We start from the raw sequence: 17,233 nt of genomic DNA, 5'->3' as shown, positions 1-17,233 counted from the left end.
TGGTCGTGCTCCCGGCAGGCGCCGCTCGACCCGACTGCAGGGTGGTCGCGCCTCCCGCGTGATCACCGGCGAGTGGTGGTGCGACCCGCCGACGCGGGGAGCCACCCGCCGACGATCATCGCCGAGGGACGGAGGGCGGCCTCGGTCAGGTGACGCGGCGGACGACGGAGAGCGGCAGCACGCGCAGCAGCCCGGCGACCGGGCGCCACGGCCAGCCGGGCACGTGGGCGCGCACCGGCTCGCGTTCGATCGCCGCGGTGAGCGCGTCCACGCCGGTGTCGAGGTCCACGGTGAACGGGCCGCGGCGGCCGACGTTGATGTCGGTCGCGATGTAGCCGGGCAGGATCGTCGAGACGGCGATCAGCGAGCCGTACACGTCGGAGCGGATGCCCTCGGCCAGCGAGTTGAGCGCGGCCTTGCTCGCGCCGTACGCGGTGCGGGTCTCGCGCATGCCGCGGATCGAGGCGACCGAGGAGATGAGCACCAGGTGCCCGGCGCCCTGGGCGCGGAAGATCTCCATCGCGGCCTCGCACTGCGCGTGCGAGCCGAGGACGTTGGTGTGCAGCACGGCGCGGTTGGCCGCGGCGTGCCCGGTGCCGACCGAGCCGCCCCTCCCGATGCCGGCGTTGACCACCACGCGGTCCAGGCCGCCCAGCCGTTCGGCCAGCTGCGGCACCACGGTGGCGACCGAGTCGGCGTCGTCGACGTCCATGGCCGCGACCTCGACCCGGATCCCGGGGTGCGCGGCGAGGAGCTCCTGCTGCAGGGCCCCGAGGCGGTCGACCCGGCGGGCGGCGAGCGCGAGGTCGCGGCCGAGGGCGGCGAACCGGCGGGCCATGCCGGCACCGAGGCCGGCGCTCGCGCCGGAGATGAGGATGCGCTGGCGGAGGGGGTGCGGCACCCGTCGAGGATGCCGCACCCCCGCTCCGCTGCAGGAACCCGCCGCCGGCCCCGTCCCGAGGCTCGCTGGCCCCCTGCAGGTGGAAGGACCCCGTCCTCCTCACCACTCGCAAGCTCGCGGCGAGCCTCTGGACGGGGCCTGGCGCGGGCCTGCGAGTGGCGGGGGGCAGGGGGTCCTCTCACGAGGCGCGAGGAGGACGGGGTCCTTCTTCAGCGGCGGGTGATCTCCAGCGCGTCGGCCGGGACGGATTCCATGTCGGGGCCGGACAGCCGGGTCCGCTTGAGCTCCCAGAAGTCGGGGAGGTTGGCCAGCAGGACGGCGCCGTCGAAGGCCTTCCCGGCGTCCTCACCGGTGGGCACCTTGCTGATGACCGGGCCGAAGAAGGCCACGCCGTCGATGTGCATGACCGGGGTGCCGACGTCGTCCCCGACCGGGTCCATGCCCGCGTGGTGGCTCTTCTCCAGGGCCTCGTCGTACTCGGTGGAGGTGGCGGCCTGGGCCAGCGAGGCGGGCAGGCCGACCCGCTCCAGCGCGGGGGCGATCAGCTCGTCGAGTTCGAGGCCCTCGTGGTGGCGCAGCGTCCCCATGGCCGTGTAGAGGTCGCCGAGGACCTCGTCGCCGTGCTGCTGCGCCGCGGCGATCGCCACCCGCACCGGGCCGATCGCCTTCTTCATCATGTCCTGGTAGTCCTCCGGCAGGTCGCGCCCGCGGTTGAGCACCGCCAGGGACATGACGTGCCAGTGCAGGTCGATGTCGCGGACCTTCGCCGCCTCCAGGACCCAGCGGCTGGTCAGCCACGCCCACGGGCACAGCGGGTCGAACCAGAAGTCCACGCGGGCCTTCGTCTGGGCGCTCTGCACTGCCTCGGTCATGCGTTCTGCTCCTCGTGTCGTCGCTGCCCGGCGGCACCGCGCCGGGGACGTCTCTGCCGGGTACCAAGCCGGCCCGGACGGCGGTTGTTCCGGCGCTCCCCCTGGTGGGGAGGGCGTCCGGTCCGGGCCGTCGGCGTGTCGGGGTCCCGTGGGAAGCTCCCCTGCGTGGCCGTACCCAACCTGACCCGCGATGACGCCGCCGCCCGCGCCCGACTGCTGGCGGTGGACAGCTACGACGTCTCCTTCGACCTGACCGACGGCGCCGGGCGCGCCGGCCAGCACACCTTCGGGTCGACGACCACGGTGCGGTTCACCTGCCGCGAGCCCGGCGCGGACACCTTCATCGACCTGGTCGCCGAGACGGTCCGCTCCGCCACGCTGAACGGCAAGCCACTCGACGTCTCGTCCTACACCGAGGAGTGCGGCCTACCGCTGCCCGACCTGGCCGCCGAGAACACCCTCGTGGTCGAGGCCGACTGCCGGTACTCCAACTCCGGCGAGGGGCTGCACCGCTTCGTCGACCCCGAGGACGGGCAGGTCTACCTCTACACGCACTTCGAGCCGGCCGAGGCCAAGCGGGTGTTCACCTGCTTCGACCAGCCCGACCTCAAGGCCAGCTACACGGTGCAGGTGACCGCGCCGTTCGACTGGCAGGTCGTCTCCAACACCGGCGAGCGCACCGTCGAGGCCGGCCCCGCAGGCTCGCAGCTGGTGCGCTTCGCGCCGACGAAGCGGCTGTCGACCTACCTGCTCGCCCTGATCGCCGGCCCCTACGCCCGGGTGACCGACTCCCACGAGGGCATCCCGCTGGGGTTGTACTGCCGCGCCTCGCTGGCCCGGCACCTCGACCCCGAGGAGCTGTTCCGGGTCACCAAGCAGGGCTTCGACTTCTACCACCGGGTCTTCGACTACCCGTACCCGTTCGACAAGTACGACCAGCTCTTCGTGCCGGAGTTCAACGCCGGGGCGATGGAGAACGCCGGCGCGGTCACCTTCCTGGAGGACTACGTCTTCCGCTCCAAGGCCACCCGGGCCCGCTACGAGCGCCGCGCGGAGACGGTGCTGCACGAGCTGGCGCACATGTGGTTCGGCGACCTGGTGACCATGCGCTGGTGGGACGACCTGTGGCTCAACGAGTCCTTCGCCACGTACATCTCCACGCTGTGCCAGGCCGAGGCGACCGAGTACACGACCGCGTGGACGACGTTCGCCAACACCGAGAAGGCCTGGGCCTACGCGCAGGACCAGCTGCCCTCGACCCACCCGGTCGCCGCCGACATGGTCGACGTCGCCGCGGTCGAGGTGAACTTCGACGGCATCACCTACGCCAAGGGCGCCTCCGTGCTCAAGCAGCTGGTGGCCTATGTCGGCCGCGACGAGTTCCTGGCCGGCATCCGGCACTACTTCCGCGCGCACGCCTTCGGCAACACCACGCTGGCCGACCTGCTCGACCCGCTGTCGGAGGCCACCGGCCGCGACCTGTCGGAGTGGTCGCGCCAGTGGCTGCAGACCAGCCAGGTCAACACGCTGCGGCCGGTCCTCGAGGTGTCCGACGACGGCACCTACCGCAGCGTCGCCATCGCGCAGAGCGCCGTCCCCGAGCACCCGGTGCTGCGCCGGCACCGGTTGGCGGTCGGCCTGTACGACAAGGGCCCGGAGGGGCTGACCCGGCGCACCCGGGTCGAGCTGGACGTCGAGGGCGAGCTGACCGAGGTCGCCGAGCTGGCCGGTTCCCCCGCGGCGGACCTGGTGCTGGTCAACGACGACGACCTGACCTACGCCAAGCTGCGCCTGGACGACCGGTCGCTGGCCACCCTGCAGGAGGCCATCGGCACCCTCCCGGACCCGCTGCCGCGCGCGCTGTGCTGGTCGGCGGCGTGGGACATGACCCGGGACGCCGAGCTGCCGGCCCGCGACTGGGTGGCGCTGGTGCTGGCCGGGGTGGACGCCGAGACCGAGATCAGCGTCGTCCAGTCGCTGCTGGCCCGCGTGCAGTCGGCGCTCGCCAACTACGCCGACCCGCGCTGGGCCGAGACCGGCTGGCGGGCGCTGGCCGACAAGGCGCTGACGGCGCTGCAGTCCGCCGAGCCGGGCAGCGACACCCAGCTGCAGTGGTCGCGCACCTTCGCCGGCGCTGCCCGCACCGACGAGCACGCCACCGACCTGCGCGGCCTGCTCGACGGTTCCTGCGTGGTCGAGGGACTGCCGGTCGACGCCGACGCCCGCTGGGTCTTCCTGCACGGGCTGGTCGCCATCGGCGCGGCCGGGGACGCCGAGATCGCCGCCGAGGAGGCGCGCGACGCCACCGCCACCGGTGTGCGGCGGGCCGCGACCGCGCGGGCGCTGCGGCCGACGGCGGAGGCCAAGGAGGAGACCTGGACCCGGGCCTTCACCGACGACACCATCCCCAACGCGGTGCACGAGGCGATGCTGCAGGGCTTCTGGCACCCGGCCCAGCGGGCGCTCACGGCCGGCTACGTCGAGCGGTACTTCGCCGACATCCGCCCGCTGTGGGACCGCCGTCCCGGTGAGATCGCGAAGAACGCGGTGCAGTACCTGTTCCCGCCGGTGGTCGAGCTGCGCACGGTCCAGGTCGCCGACGCCTGGCTGGCCGGGGACGACCACCCCGCGCCGCTGCGCCGGCTGGTCGCCGAGGGCCGGGACGGGATCGCGCGGTCGCTGCGGGCCCGGGAGCGGGACGCCGCCGAGAGCGACGGCTGAGGACGGACCGGACGGTAGCCCACCGCCGTACGCGGAAGGCCCAGGACCCGGCGGCGGGTCCTGGGCCTTCGCGTACGACGGCCTCCCTGCAGGTGGAAGGACCCCGTCCTCCTCACCACTCGCAAGCTCGCGGCGAGCCTCTGGACGGGGCCTGGCGCGAGCCTGCGAGTGGCGGGGGCAGGGGGTCGTCGTACGAGGCGTGAGGAGGACGGGGTCCTGCCACGGTGGGGGGCAGGGGGGTCCTGCTTCAGTGCGTGCGCAGCCCTCGCGGGTGACCCGCCTGGTCCGACAGCTGGCGCAGCCCGTTGACGATGCCGCCCACCAGGTCGCCGGAGGCGAAGGCGTTGGTCATCGACAGCACGGCCAGCGCGCAGGCGCGGTCGGGCAGCCGGCGCGCCGCCGCGGCGCCGGTGACGACCTCGACGACCCGCTGTCCCGGGGAGATGGCGAGCAGCACCGACTCCGGCAGGTCGTGCCCGGAGCGCTCGAAGAGCTCCTCGGCGCGGGCCCGGGTCTGCTGCCCGAGGTCGCCGATGTAGAGGGTGAAGCGCAGCCCGGTCTCCCGGGAGGACATGGTCAGCGCCTCGTCGAGGCGCAGCAGCTCGCGGTAGCTGAAGAGCGAGTCGGGCGCCTCGGCCTCGTCGGTGCGCGTCGCCATGGTGCCGTCGGACGTCGCGGTGTCGTGCGACGTCCCTTCGAGCACGCGGGTCATCTCCGGCCTCCGTGGGGGGTCTCAGGGGTGCTGCGGTGGGCGCTCACGCCGGTCACCAGGTGCCGCGGGCGCCGCCGAAGGGACGCGCCGCGGCCGCGGCCGACGGCCCGGCGGCCAGGGCGCGCACGCTGGTGGCGCCGTGCGAGTCACCCTCGCCGTACGCGCCGGACTGGCCGGGAGCCCCCGGGCCGTGCTGCTCGGGGTACATCGACGAGCCGAGCGCGGTCGTCCCGTCGCCGGGGACGCCGGCCGGGCCGTGGCCGCCGCCGCCCACCGGGTGCGGCTCGTACCAGACTGGCTCGTGCTCCCATGGCTGCCCCGGCTTGTACCGCAGCCGCTTGGGCCGCCCGGGGACGAGGGTGAGCAGGGCCAGGACGGCCACCAGGGCCAGCGGGGCCACCGCGTAGACGAGGATGGTCTCGACGACGGTCACGCCCCTCAACCTACCGGCAGTCGCACCCGCCCTCATGATCAGTCCCAGGACGGCGGGTGCCGTTGGGCCCAGGGCCGCGCGGCCTCCAGCTGGGCGGCCAGCGCGACCAGCGTGACCTCGTCGGCCGGGCGCCCGACGAGCATCGTCCCGACCGGCAGCCCGTCGGGGGTCCAGTAGAGCGGGACGCTCACCGCCGGGTGGCCCGTCACGTTGAACACCGCGGTGAAGGCGGCGTACCGCTTCTGCCGCTCGAAGTCCGCCGCGCCGTCCCCGTCGGCGTCGAACCAGCCCAACGGCCGCGGCGTCATCGTGGTGACCGGCGCGAGCAGCACGTCGTAACCGGCCGTGGCGGTGGTGAAGCGGCGGGCGAACAGCCGCAGCGCGGTCAGCGCCTCCATCGCCTCCCGTGCCGACAGCGCCAGGCCGCGGGCCCGCAGCTCCCGGGTGAGCGGCCGCAGCTCGCCCTCGCGCCCCGGCGGGACCGGCAGCAGCGTCCCCGACAGGCTCCACACCTGCTCGAAGGCGGCCAGGACGTCGGCGTCGAGCAGCCCGGCCGGCACGTCCTCGACCTCGTGGCCGAGTTCCTCGAGCAGCCGGGCGGCGTCGTCGAACGCCGTCTGCACCTCCCGCTCCAGGCCGGCGTCGGCCATGGGCGACTCCAGGTGCCGGCCGATCCGCAGCCGGCCCGGCGGGCGGTCGACCGCGCCGAGGAAGGTCTCCCCCGGCGGCAGCGGCGGCGCCCAGGCCGGGTCGCCGAGCACCGGCCCCGCCATCGCGTCGAGCAGTGCCGCGGCGTCCCGGACGGTGCGCGCGAGCGGCCCGTTGGTGCCCAGCCCCGTGACGTCGCTGCCGAAGGGTGCGTTGCTCACCCGGCCGCGGCTGGGCTTGAGGCCGACCAGGCCGTTGATGCTCGCCGGGATGCGGATCGACCCGCCGCCGTCGCTGCCCTGGGCGATCGGCAGCATCCCGGCGGCGACCGCGACCGCCGCGCCCCCGCTGGAGCCGCCGGCCAGCCGGGTCGGGTCCCACGGGCAGCGGGCCGGGCCGACCAGCTCGTTGTCGGTGTAGCAGGGGAAGCCGAACTCGGGTGTGTTGGTCTTGCCGAGGCTGATCGTCCCGGCGTCGGCCAGCCGGGTGACCACCGCGTCGTCGACGGTGGGCACGTTGTCGGCGAGGACGGTGCTGCCGAACGTCGTCCGGACGCCGGCGGTGTTGTTGAGGTCCTTGATCGCCGTCGGGACGCCGTGGAGCGGGGGCAGCCGGCCGCCCTGGCGGACCCGGCGCTCGGCGTGACCGGCGGCGGCCAGGGCGCGCTCGGGGGTCACGGTGAGGAAGGCGCCGAGCCCCGGGTCGAGGCTCTCGATCCGGCGCAGCGCGTGCTCGACGAGCTCGACCGGGCTGACCTCCCCCGCCCGGACGGCAGCGGCCTGCTCGAGCGCGGTCAGGTCGTGCAGCTGCGTCCCGGGGGTCACGGCTGGCGACCGTAACCGGGTAGACAGCTCGGTGTGGACCTGACCCGGGCCGCCGCCGAGGCCCTCGACGCCGCCGACCCGCTGGCCGGCTTCCGCGTGCGGTTCGCCGGCGCCGCGGAGGACGGGCTGCTCTACCTGGACGGCAACTCGCTGGGCCGGATGCCGGTGGAGACACCCGCGGCGCTCGCGCGGGTGGTCGAGGAGGAGTGGGCGCGGGGCCTGGTGCGCTCCTGGTCGTCGTGGATCGGCGCCGCCACCCGGGTGGGCGACCTGCTCGCCGAGGGCGTGCTCGGTGCCCGGCCCGGCGAGGTCCTGGTGGCCGACTCGACGACGGTCGACCTCTACAAGCTGCTGGTGGCCGCCGCCGACGCCCGGCCCGGCCGCGACGTGCTGGTCTGCTGCGCCGACGACTTCCCCACCGACCGCTACGTCGTCGCCGGGGTGGCGCAGGCCCGCGGGATGACGGTGCGCGAGGTCCCGGCCGACGTCGACGAGGGGCTGGACCCGGCGGTGCTGGCCGCGGCCCTGGACGACCGGGTCGCCGTCGTCGTCCTGTCGGCGGTCGCCTACCGGTCCGGGGCGCTCGCCGACGTCGCCGCCGTCACGGCGGTGGCCCGGGAGGCCGGGGCGCTGGTGGTGTGGGACCTCTCGCACGCCGCCGGCGCGGTGCCGGTCGACCTCACGGCGAACGGCGCGGACCTCGCCGTCGGGTGCACCTACAAGTACCTGAACGGCGGGCCGGGCGCGCCGGCCTTCCTCTACGTGCGCCACGAGCTGCAGGAGCAGCTGCGGCAGCCGATCTGGGGTTGGTTCGGCCAGCGCGACCAGTTCGCCATGGGCCCGGCGTACGACCCGGCGCCGGGGATCGAGCGCTTCGCCGTCGGGACGCCACCGGTGCTCGCCACGGTGGCGGTGGAGGTCGGCGCCCGGCTGGTGGCCGAGGCCGGTATCGACCGGCTGGTGGCCAAGGGTCGGGCGCTCGGCGACCTGGTCGTCGCCCTCGCCGACGCCTGGCTGGCTCCGCACGGCGTGTTGCTGGCCTCGCCCCGCGACCCGGCGCGCCGCGGCTCGCACGTGACCCTCGCCTCCCCCGACGCCTGGCGGCTCACCCAGGCGCTGGTCGACCGCGGCGTGGTCCCCGACTTCCGGACCCCGGACCGGGTGCGCCTCGGCCCGGCGCCGCTCTACACCCGCTTCGTCGACGTCTGGGACGCGATGGACTGCTTCCGCGAGGTGCTGGCGAGCGGGGCGCACGAGGGCTACCCCACCGAGCGCAGCCGGGTGACCTGAGGAAGGACCCCGCTGCCCCCCACGCCTCGCCCGCTCGGCGTGGGCCCTGCAGCGGGGCCGTTCCCGTACGTCGCTGCGGCTCAGGACTCGGCGAAGACGACGAGGTTCTCGGTCGAGGCCCGGCCGCTGCCGCGCTGGAAGCAGGTGATGAGCACCAGCCGTCCGGGCGAGGACTCCCACACCTCGGTGACCCCGGGCAGCTCGCCCTTGGCGTACCGCTGGGTCCGCTCGACGGTGTAGTCGACCGTGCCCTGCGGGGTGCTCACCTCGATGACGTTGCCGGCCGCCAGGGTGCTGCCGCCGCCGTCGGACTCCATCAGCGGGTCGAAGCCGTACTCGCCGGTGCCGGTCGAGTGCGCTGCGAGGTACAGCGTGTTGTCCGCCTGCTCGGCCGCGCCGACCGGGTCGCCGTAGGGCTGGATCCAGTAGGCCGCGGTGAGCGTCGGCGGGTTGATCGTGCCGTTGCGCGGGGTCAGCGGCAGCACCGGCAGGTCCATGCCCAGCGCGTCCACGGTCACGTGCACGTCGGACGAGGGCGTCGGCAGGGCGACCCCTTCCGGCGGCAGCGTGGGCTGCGCCTCCTCGACGGCAGGCGGGGCGGTGGCCGCGGCCACCGGGTCCGGGGACCCGGTGGCCGCGGCCGGCTGCCCGCCGTCGGCCAGGCCGACGGCGAACCCGAGGGCGACGACCGCCGCGACCGCGGTGGTGCGCCGGCTCGGCCGGGTCAGGCGCACGTGCCGCCCTCGGCCGCCGGACGACGACGGGTGCGGGCGACGGCGATGCCACCCACGCCCGCGAGGACCAGCATCCCGGCACCCGCGGTGACCGCGACGGTTCCGGTGGAGCCGGTCTCGACTGCCTCGACGCCGGTGTTGGAGCGCAGGCCGGCGTTGACCGCGACAGCCTGGGGCGCCGGGGCCACGGTCTCCGTCGCAGGCGGCGGAACGGCCGGAGCCGACACGGTCAGCTCCGCGACCACGATGGAGAGCCCCGACGTCATCGGCTGGCCGAGGACGAGGGCGTAGGAGCCGGCGGCCAGCTCGGCGGGCAGGGTGACCGTCGCCGTGGAACCGCTCGCCTCGACGGCGAGCAGCACGGGGGCGGCGGCGGAGTCGGCGGTGCTCTGCAGCGCGACCTCGATGCCGGTGAGGTCGGTGAGGTCGAGGTCCCGCAGCGCCGAGTCCGCGGTCAGCTCGAGGGTGAAGGTCGTGCCGGCGGTCACCGCGACCGGGCACGGCGTGGTCGAGGTCAGGGCGCAGGGCACCTGGGCGAGCGCCACCAGCTCGGGGTACAGGGTGGTCGCGGTGGGTGCCGTGGCGCTGAGGTCCAGCTCGTACTCCAGCAGCGGGTCGACGGTGAACTCCGGCCCGAGGACGGTGGCGTCGGGCTCGATGGGCGCGATGCGGAGGGTGGCCTGCGGCCCGTTCACACCGTCGTCCGGCGGCAGGGTGATCTCCAGGTCGTTGCCGTTGACCACGGCCACGACCAGCGGGTCTGTCGCGCTCGGGTCCGTGGAGTACGTCTTGTCCGGGAGGGTGTCGGGGTCGGCACCGTCGGGGAACTCCAGCTCGACCACGGCGTTGATGGGGTCGAGCTCGTCGGCCAGGTCCACGGTCAGCAACTCGCCGTACTGGACGATGATGGGCTCGGCGGCTCCCGCGGGGCCGTTCACCGGGTCCATGGGCGCCCAGTCGTATTTCTCGATCGGGTAGTTGAACAGCGCGACCTCGGTCGGCGCGAGGGGGATGACGACGCCAGGGGCGGCACCCGCGGTGGAGGCGATCCCGACGAGCAGGACGGCGGAGCCGACACCGGTGAGGGCGAGGCGCTGCACCTGCCGCCGGCGGTTCTGCGTGGAGCTGGACATGAGAGGACACCTTCCGGCGACCGCAGCACCCCGTCGGCGCTGGCTGCGGCGGGAACGTGACGTGACCAGTCAGTTCGCCTGAGTGCTGAACACGCGGCATGAGTCATGTGTGACCTGGTGTGACCACAGTGTGACCCGGGACGACCGAGCCGTCGGCAGCTCTTGCCCGTCGGCGGAGGACGTGAGCCGCACCGACTGGCAGGTTCGGACGGGCCAACGGGCGAGGAGTCGGTGATGTCGCCAACCCTCTCGCCCTCAGTCCCCCGGCGTCCCGTCCCCGGGCACCGGACCGCGCCGGGTGCGGACGATCGGGGTCATCCGGGCACCTCCCCGAACGGGGCGCGCCGTCCGCGCGAACTCAAGGTGCGCCACGGTCCGGGTCCGGAACGCCGATCGGGTTGACCTCCGGCCAGGCGCCCGCCGCGACGACGGCGCGGCGCACCGGCGCGAGCAGCTCCGCCAGCCGGTCGCACCGCCGGTCACCCAGTGCCTGCCACGGTGCCAGCGCCAGCCGGTCGGTGTCGGCCTCCACCGCGGCGACGATCGCGGCGCCCTCCGCGGTGAGCTCCTCGCCGGCCAGCCAGCCGCGGGCGGCGAGCTCCTCGGCGGCGGTCGTCCACGCGTCGTCGTCCCACCCGCGGGCGCGGAGCAGCCACTCCCGGGCCGTCCGGCCGGCCGCGGCGGCCAGCACGTGTGCGCCGACCCCGGAGATGCCCCGCTGCAGCAGCGCGGCGTTGTGCCCGTCGCCGCGGTGCTCCCGCAGCGTGGTCAGCGACTGCCAGACGGCCAGGTGCGGCTCCGCAGGCACCGGCAGCCCGGCGTTCGCCGCCGCGAGCGGCCGGCCGGGGGCGTCCACCGCGGCCGCTGCCGCGGTGAGCAGCTCGGCGGCCTCCGCCGCCGCGGCGGAGGCCGGCCACTCCTCCCCCAGCGTCCGGCGCACCGCGGCGGCCACCCCGGCCAGCCGCGCGGCCAGCACCGACGCGGGATCGACCACCTGCCACACGTCCGGTACGCGGCCGGCCACGAACGCGGGCGCGAAGTTGTAGAAGGTGGCCGTCACCACCTCGGCTCCGACCGGGCCCATGGGCGCGGCCCGCATGGCGAAGTAGCCGCGCCAGAAGCCACGCAGCCCGGTCGCCTCGGCGGCCGTCCGGCACTCGTCGGCGAAGTAGGTGAGCGCGTGGTAGGGCTCGCCCAGCGCCCACATCCGCCGCGCCGTCGCCGGCGACGTCATGGGTGCGGCCCCACGGCAGGGGCCCGCCGCGAGCCTGCGAGTGGTGGGGGGCAGGAGGGTCCTTCCATCAGGCCGACACGCTCTCCGGCATGCCCAGCCACTCCCGCCAGCGCGGGTCGACGGTGCGCGCGCCGAGCAGCCGCCAGGCCGCGCCGCTGGGGGTACGCGGCGGGTGCGGCAGCTTCCACCCGAGCTCGGCCAGCGACCGGTCGGCCTTGGTGTGGTTGCACCGCCGGCAGGCCGCGACGACGTTGTCCCAGGTGTGCGTGCCGCCGCGGCTGCGCGGGACGACGTGGTCGATGCTCGTGGCCGAGCTGCCGCAGTAGACGCAGGTCGAGGCGTCGCGGTGGAACACCGCCCGCCGGGAGAGCGGGACCTGCGCCGGGTAGGGCACCCGCACGTAACGGGTCAGGCGCACCACCACCGGAACGGGCAGGACCACCGTCTCGGCGTGCACCTCCTCGGGCGCGCTGTGCACCGAGACCGCCTTGTCGGCGAGCACGAGCACGATGGCGCGCCGGCTGGAGACCACGCACAGCGGCTCGTAGGTGGCGTTGAGCAGCAGCGTCGCGGCGGCGGTCGACCGCGCCGGGACAGGTGTCATCAGATGGGAGTGGTGGTCGCGCCGCGGACCTGGATGGCCTGCGGACGACCCGGACGCGGTACGCGGCACGGGGCACCTCCGGCGCCCGGGGCCGCGCGCCGGGTGCAGTGCGACCCGTGGGCGCTCCCATTCTGACCTGGGACCGCGCTCCGGCGCTCCCGGGAAGTCCCGGACGGTCCGGGGACACCCGTCCCGTCCTCACTACCGTGGGCGCGTGCGCTACCCCGAGGCCCCCCGGCTCGACCTGGTCGAGCACCTGCACGGACACGCCGTCGCCGACCCCTACCGCTGGCTCGAGGACCCCGCCGACCCGCGGACGGTGGCCTGGACCGCCGCCCAGGACGAGCTGACCGCCGGGCAGCTGGCCGCCCTGCCGTTGCGCGACCGCTTCGCCGCGCGGCTGGCCGAGCTCGTGCACGCCGGCGCCGTCGGCGTCCCGGTCTGGCGGGCCGGCCGGGCCTTCTCCACCCGGCGCGACCCCGGCCAGGAGCACGCGGTGCTGCGGGTGCGCGAGCCCGACGGCACCGAGCGGGTGCTCGTCGACCCGATGGCGGTCGACCCCGCGGGCACCACGACCCTCGACGCCTGGTCGCCGTCCTGGGAGGGCGACCGGCTGGCCTACCAGCTCTCCACCGGCGGGGACGAGGAGTCGCGGCTGTACGTGCTCGACGTCGCCACCGGGAAGCAGCTCGACGGGCCGATCGACCGCTGCCGCTACTCCCCCGTCGCGTGGCTGCCCGGCGGCGAGGAGCTCTGCTACGTCCGCCGGCTGGCGCCGGAGCTGGTGCCCGCCGGTGAGGAGCAGTTCCACCGGCGGGTCTGGCGCCACCGGGTGGGGGCGGGCACCGACGGCGACGTCCTCGTGCACGGCGAGGGCAGCGACCCGGCCACCTACTTCGGCGCCCGCACCAGCCGCGACGGCCGGTGGCTCGTCGTCTCGGCCTCCGTGGGCACCGCGCCGCGCGACGACGTCTGGCTGGCCGACCTCGATCCCGCCGGGCCGCCCACCCTGCGCGAGCTGCAGGTCGGCGTCGACGCGCAGACCGCGGCCTGGGTGGCCCGCGACGGCCGGCTGTGGCTGATGAGCGACCGCGGCACCCCGCGCTGGCGGCTCGCCGTCGCCGACCCGGCCGACCCGGGGACCTGGGCGCCGGAGGCCTGGCGGGACGTCGTCCCGCAGCAGGAGGACGGCGTGCTCACCGACGTCGCCCTGGTCGACGGCCCGGACGGCGGGCTGCAGGTGCTCGCCGTGCACTCGGTGGACGCCACCGACCGGCTCTCGCTCTGGGCCGCCGACGGCTCCGGCCGGATGGCCGACGTGACCGCCCTCCCGCCGGGCAGCGTCTCGGGGGTCAGCGCGCCCCCGGAAGGTGGCAGCACCGCGTGGGTCGGCTTCACCGATCACTCGACCCCGCCGTCGGTGCTGCGCTGGGACGCCGCCGACCCGGCGTCCCTCACCAGCTGGGAGCAGGCGCCGGTCGCCGGGGACGTCCCGGAGGTCCGGGTCGGAGAGACGCACGCGACCTCCGCGGACGGGACGCCGGTGCACCTGTTCGTCATCTCGCGGGCCGGGGCGCCCGACCGGCCGCGCCCCACCGTGCTCTACGGGTACGGCGGCTTCGACGTCGCCCTGACCCCGGGGTACTCGGCGCAGGCGCTGGCCTGGGTCGAGGCCGGCGGCGTGTGGGCGGTGGCCAACCTGCGCGGCGGCTCGGAGCACGGCGAGGAGTGGCACCGCGCCGGCATGCGGGAGCGCAAGCAGAACGTGTTCGACGACTTCGCCGCCGCCGGCGAGCACCTGGTCGCCGAGGGGTGGACGACGCACCCGCAGCTGGCGGTGATGGGCGGCTCCAACGGCGGCCTGCTGGTCGGCGCGACGCTAACCCAGCGCCCCGGCCTCGCCGCCGCCGTCGTCTGCAGCGCGCCGCTGCTGGACATGGTGCGCTACGAGCGCTTCGGCCTGGGCCGCACCTGGAACGACGAGTACGGGACCGCGGAGGACCCCACCGAGCTGGGTTGGCTGCTGGGCTACTCGCCCTACCACCGGGTGGTGGACGGCACGGGCTACCCGGCGGTGCTGTTCACGACCTTCGAGTCCGACACCCGGGTCGACCCGCTGCACGCGCGCAAGCTGGCCGCGGCGCTGCAGCACGCCACCTCGTCCGACGCCCCGGTCCTGCTGCGGCGGGAGACCTCGGTGGGGCACGGCGCCCGGGCGGTCAGCCGGACCGTCGGCCTCGCCGCCGACCAGCTCGCCTTCCTCGCCGCGCACACCGGCCTGACCAGCTGATCCCTGGTTCGTGTGCCGCGCCATGCGGCATGCACCTGGGGTTGCCTTCCCGCACCTGAGAGTATCGGCGTGATGACTGCTTCACCGTCCGTGATCGCCGCCGCAGACGGCGGGACCGGCTCCATGCCCGACTGCGCCGACTACTGGCTCTGCCAGCAGGTCTACGACTGGTGGGGGACCGCGTGGCTGGCGGAGAACGCCGAGGCGCTGATCGCCACACCGGCGCGGATCCTGCTGATCGTCGTCGTCGCCGTCCTGGTGCGGCACCTGGCGCACCGGGCGATCCGCCGGCTGACCGACTCCACCGCCGGCAGCCCGGTCCCCTCGATCCTGCGGGCCCGCCGGCTGCGCGCGGCCGCCGTGGGGGACGGCGCGGAGCAGGTCGCCGCCCGGCGCACCCAGCGGGCCGAGGCCATCGGGTCGGTGCTGCGCAGCTGCGCCTCGATCGTGGTGCTGGGCATCGCCGTGGTGCTGGTGCTCGGCGAGCTCGGCATCAACCTGGCGCCGATCCTGGCCAGCGCGGGCGTGGTGGGTGTCGCGCTGGGCTTCGGCGCGCAGAATCTGGTCAAGGACTTCATCGCCGGGATCGGGATCATCCTCGAGGACCAGTACGGCGTCGGTGACGTCGTCGACCTCGGCGAGGCCAGCGGCACGGTGGAGGCGGTCGGCCTGCGGATCACCCGCGTGCGCGACGTCAACGGCGTGGTTTGGTACGCCCGCAACGGCGAGATCCTGCGGGTCGGCAACAAGAGCCAGGGTTACGCCCAGGTGGTCATCGACATGCCGGTGGCCCACGACACCGACCTCGAGCGCTGCCGGGCGGTGATGCAGGAGGTGGCCGACGCGCTGTACGTCGAGGACGAGTGGGCCGGGGTGCTGCTGTCCGAGCCGGAGTCCCTCGGCGTCGAGCAGATCACCTCGGAGGGTGTGTTCATGCGCCTGCAGGTCCGCACCACCAACGCCGACCAGTGGCGGGTCGGCCGCGAGCTGCGCATGCGGCTCAAGGAGCGCTTCGTCGCCGAGGGCATCCGCACGCCCCTGCCGCTGCTGTCCGCGGCCGGCGCCCCGGCGGGGGCCCGCTGAGCGGCAGCGCGCCGGCCGGCGGGAGCCCGGCCGGCGCAGCCCCCCGCCCGGCGACCTTCCGCGGGCTGTTCGCCGTCCGGGAGTTCCGGCCGCTGTTCGGCAGCTACCTGCTGTCGACCATCGGCGACGAGCTGGCCCGCGTCGCGCTGACCGTGCTGGTCTACCAGCGCACCGACTCGCCGCTGCTGTCCGCGGTGACCTTCGCGATCAGCTACCTGCCGTGGCTGCTGGGCGGGCCGCTGCTGTCCACCCTCGCCGACCGGCTCCCGCGGCACCGGGTGCTCATCGCCAGCGACACCGCGCGCGCCCTGCTGGTCGCCCTCATGGCCGTCCCCGGGACGCCGCTGCCGGTGCTGCTGGTCCTGCTGTTCGTCGTGGCGGTGTGCGGGCCGCCGTTCGAGTCCGCCCGGTCGGCGCTCATGGCCGACGTCCTCGACGGCGAGGGGTACGCGCTGGCGACGTCCCTGACCAACGTCGGCTCGCAGGTGGCCCAGGTCCTCGGGTTCGTGCTGGGCGGCGCGCTGGTCGCCGTGCTGGACCCGTCGGCGGCGCTGCTGCTCGACGCGGCCACCTTCGCCGTCTCCGCCGTCTGGCTGTGGGCCCGGCTGCAGCGCCGCCCGGCCCCGGACGACGGCGGCGAGGCCGAGGGACCCCGCTCGATGTGGCGGGACGCCGCCGAGGGGCTGCGGCTGATCGGCCGGACACCCCGGCTGCGGGCGATCATCGCCGTCACCTGGGTGGGCACCCTGTTCGCCAACGCCCCGGAGGGCATCGCCGCACCGCTGGTCGAGCAGCTCGGCCAGGGCGCGACCCAGATCGGCGTGCTGCTCGCGGCCAACCCCGCCGGGGTCACCGTGGGCGGGCTGCTCGTCGCCCGCGGGCTCACCCAGCAGCGCCGCGAGCAGCTGGTGCCGCACCTCGTCGTCCTGTCGCTGCTCCCGATCCTGGTGGCCGGGCTGGTCACCGTGTGGGGGGCACCCGGCCAGGGCGCCTACGCGGCCGTCGTCGCGCTCATGTTCGTCGCCGGGCTGGGTCTGGCCTGGACGATCCCGCTCAACGTCGCCTTCGTGCAGGCCGTGCCGCCGGCCTACCGGGGCCGCGCCTTCGGGGTCGCGGTCAGCGGGCTCTACGGCGTCCAGGGCATCGGCGTGCTCGCCGCCGGCGCCGCGGCCGAGGGGCTCGCGCCCGGCGGCGTGGTGGCCCTGATCGGCGGGGTGGGGCTGCTGGCCGTCCTCCCGCCGCTCGTCGGCTACGTGCGTACCCAGGGTCACGTGGCAGCGGCCCCGGCCGCTGCGGGACGATCGAGGACATGAGCCGATCCCTGCCGTCGGCCCGGACCTTCTACGAGGAGGTCGGCGGCGCGCCCACCTTCTCCCGGCTCGTGGCCCGCTTCTACGCCGGCGTGCGCGCCGACCCGGTGCTCGCGCCGCTGTACCCCCAGGACGACTGGGCGGGCGCCGAGACCCGGCTGCGCACGTTCCTGGAGCAGTACTGGGGCGGTCCGACCACCTACTCCGACGCGCGCGGCCACCCCCGGCTGCGCATGCGCCACGCGCCCTTCGCCATCGGCCCCGCCGAGCGCGACGCGTGGCTGCGCCACATGCGCGACGCCGTCGACTCCCTGGAGCTGACCCCCGAGCAGGACGCGACGCTGTGGGGGTACCTGGAGATGGCCGCGCACAGCATGCAGAACCGCTGACGGACCCGCGGCCCCCGCCGATCGCACACTGGAGGCGGGTTCCTGCGAGGGGCCG

At 75.3% G+C, this 17,233-nt stretch carries 15 protein-coding genes; 6 read left to right on the top strand and 9 right to left on the bottom strand.

The annotated features are described in order from the left end of the window. Nucleotides 1-145: 145 nt before the first annotated feature. Nucleotides 146-901, bottom strand: a complete 756-nt coding sequence (locus tag BUB17_RS01030) for an SDR family oxidoreductase (RefSeq protein WP_072911801.1) — start codon at nt 899-901, stop codon at nt 146-148. Nucleotides 902-1,110: 209 nt separating this feature from the next. Next, nucleotides 1,111-1,773 carry a mycothiol-dependent nitroreductase Rv2466c family protein gene (locus BUB17_RS01025; RefSeq protein WP_072911799.1) on the bottom strand — a complete coding sequence of 221 codons (663 nt, stop codon included), beginning with the start codon at nt 1,771-1,773 and terminating at the stop codon, nt 1,111-1,113. A gap of 165 nt (nt 1,774-1,938) precedes the next feature. Here BUB17_RS01025 and pepN point away from each other — a divergent pair, with 165 nt between their 5' ends. Beyond that, the gene (gene pepN / locus BUB17_RS01020; RefSeq protein WP_072911797.1) at nt 1,939-4,494 is read left to right on the top strand and encodes an aminopeptidase N; all 2,556 of its coding nucleotides are present in this window, start codon (nt 1,939-1,941) and stop codon (nt 4,492-4,494) included. A gap of 247 nt (nt 4,495-4,741) precedes the next feature. Here pepN and BUB17_RS01015 read toward each other — a convergent pair whose 3' ends face one another. The 3 genes from BUB17_RS01015 to BUB17_RS01005 are packed head-to-tail and all read right to left on the bottom strand — an operon-like array spanning nt 4,742 to nt 7,111. Beyond that, nucleotides 4,742-5,206, bottom strand: coding sequence for a DUF5130 family protein (locus BUB17_RS01015; protein ID WP_072911795.1), 465 nt, complete (start codon nt 5,204-5,206; stop codon nt 4,742-4,744). Nucleotides 5,207-5,258: 52 nt separating this feature from the next. Continuing rightward, a complete protein-coding gene (gene ctaJ, locus BUB17_RS01010) occupies nt 5,259-5,639 on the bottom strand; it encodes an aa3-type cytochrome oxidase subunit CtaJ (protein WP_072911793.1) in 381 nt (126 codons plus the stop codon). Between the two features lie 38 nt (nt 5,640-5,677). Continuing rightward, complete coding sequence (locus BUB17_RS01005; protein ID WP_072911791.1) at nt 5,678-7,111, bottom strand: amidase; 1,434 nt, start codon at nt 7,109-7,111, stop codon at nt 5,678-5,680. A 33-nt stretch (nt 7,112-7,144) separates the two neighbouring features. On the opposite strand from BUB17_RS01005, the gene kynU reads away from it, so the two are divergent. Then, a complete protein-coding gene (kynU, locus tag BUB17_RS01000; RefSeq protein ID WP_072911789.1) occupies nt 7,145-8,401 on the top strand; it encodes a kynureninase in 1,257 nt (418 codons plus the stop codon). 80 nt (nt 8,402-8,481) lie between these two features. Here kynU and BUB17_RS00995 read toward each other — a convergent pair whose 3' ends face one another. From BUB17_RS00995 to BUB17_RS00980, 4 genes are all read right to left on the bottom strand, one after another. Beyond that, nucleotides 8,482-9,135 carry a class F sortase gene (locus BUB17_RS00995; protein ID WP_072911787.1) on the bottom strand — a complete coding sequence of 218 codons (654 nt, stop codon included), beginning with the start codon at nt 9,133-9,135 and terminating at the stop codon, nt 8,482-8,484. After that, entirely contained in the window at nt 9,126-10,268 is a 1,143-nt protein-coding gene (locus tag BUB17_RS00990) for a hypothetical protein (protein ID WP_072911785.1), read from the bottom strand. The genes BUB17_RS00995 and BUB17_RS00990 overlap by 10 nt, the downstream gene beginning before the upstream one ends. Nucleotides 10,269-10,626: 358 nt before the next feature. Continuing rightward, the gene (locus tag BUB17_RS00985; RefSeq protein WP_072911782.1) at nt 10,627-11,502 is read right to left on the bottom strand and encodes an SCO6745 family protein; all 876 of its coding nucleotides are present in this window, start codon (nt 11,500-11,502) and stop codon (nt 10,627-10,629) included. A gap of 67 nt (nt 11,503-11,569) precedes the next feature. Continuing rightward, nucleotides 11,570-12,106 carry an HNH endonuclease gene (locus tag BUB17_RS00980; RefSeq protein ID WP_072911779.1) on the bottom strand — a complete coding sequence of 179 codons (537 nt, stop codon included), beginning with the start codon at nt 12,104-12,106 and terminating at the stop codon, nt 11,570-11,572. 214 nt (nt 12,107-12,320) lie between these two features. On the opposite strand from BUB17_RS00980, the gene BUB17_RS00975 reads away from it, so the two are divergent. From BUB17_RS00975 to BUB17_RS00960, 4 genes are all read left to right on the top strand, one after another. Continuing rightward, nucleotides 12,321-14,396, top strand: a complete 2,076-nt coding sequence (locus BUB17_RS00975) for a prolyl oligopeptidase family serine peptidase (protein ID WP_072911775.1) — start codon at nt 12,321-12,323, stop codon at nt 14,394-14,396. Nucleotides 14,397-14,468: 72 nt separating this feature from the next. Further along, a complete protein-coding gene (locus BUB17_RS00970; protein ID WP_072912546.1) occupies nt 14,469-15,479 on the top strand; it encodes a mechanosensitive ion channel family protein in 1,011 nt (336 codons plus the stop codon). Then, entirely contained in the window at nt 15,365-16,792 is a 1,428-nt protein-coding gene (locus BUB17_RS00965) for an MFS transporter (protein ID WP_244276805.1), read from the top strand. The genes BUB17_RS00970 and BUB17_RS00965 overlap by 115 nt, the downstream gene beginning before the upstream one ends. Further along, nucleotides 16,789-17,178: a globin gene (locus BUB17_RS00960; protein ID WP_072911772.1), complete on the top strand. Its 390-nt coding sequence runs from the start codon at nt 16,789-16,791 to the stop codon at nt 17,176-17,178. The genes BUB17_RS00965 and BUB17_RS00960 overlap by 4 nt, the downstream gene beginning before the upstream one ends. The last annotated feature ends 55 nt before the right edge of the window (nt 17,179-17,233 follow it).

This window comes from Geodermatophilus obscurus (assembly GCF_900143215.1).
GTDB lineage: Bacteria > Actinomycetota > Actinomycetes > Mycobacteriales > Geodermatophilaceae > Geodermatophilus > Geodermatophilus obscurus_A.
The sequence above is the reverse complement of the archived record's forward strand: the minus strand, read 5'-3'. Positions and strand labels throughout refer to the sequence as shown.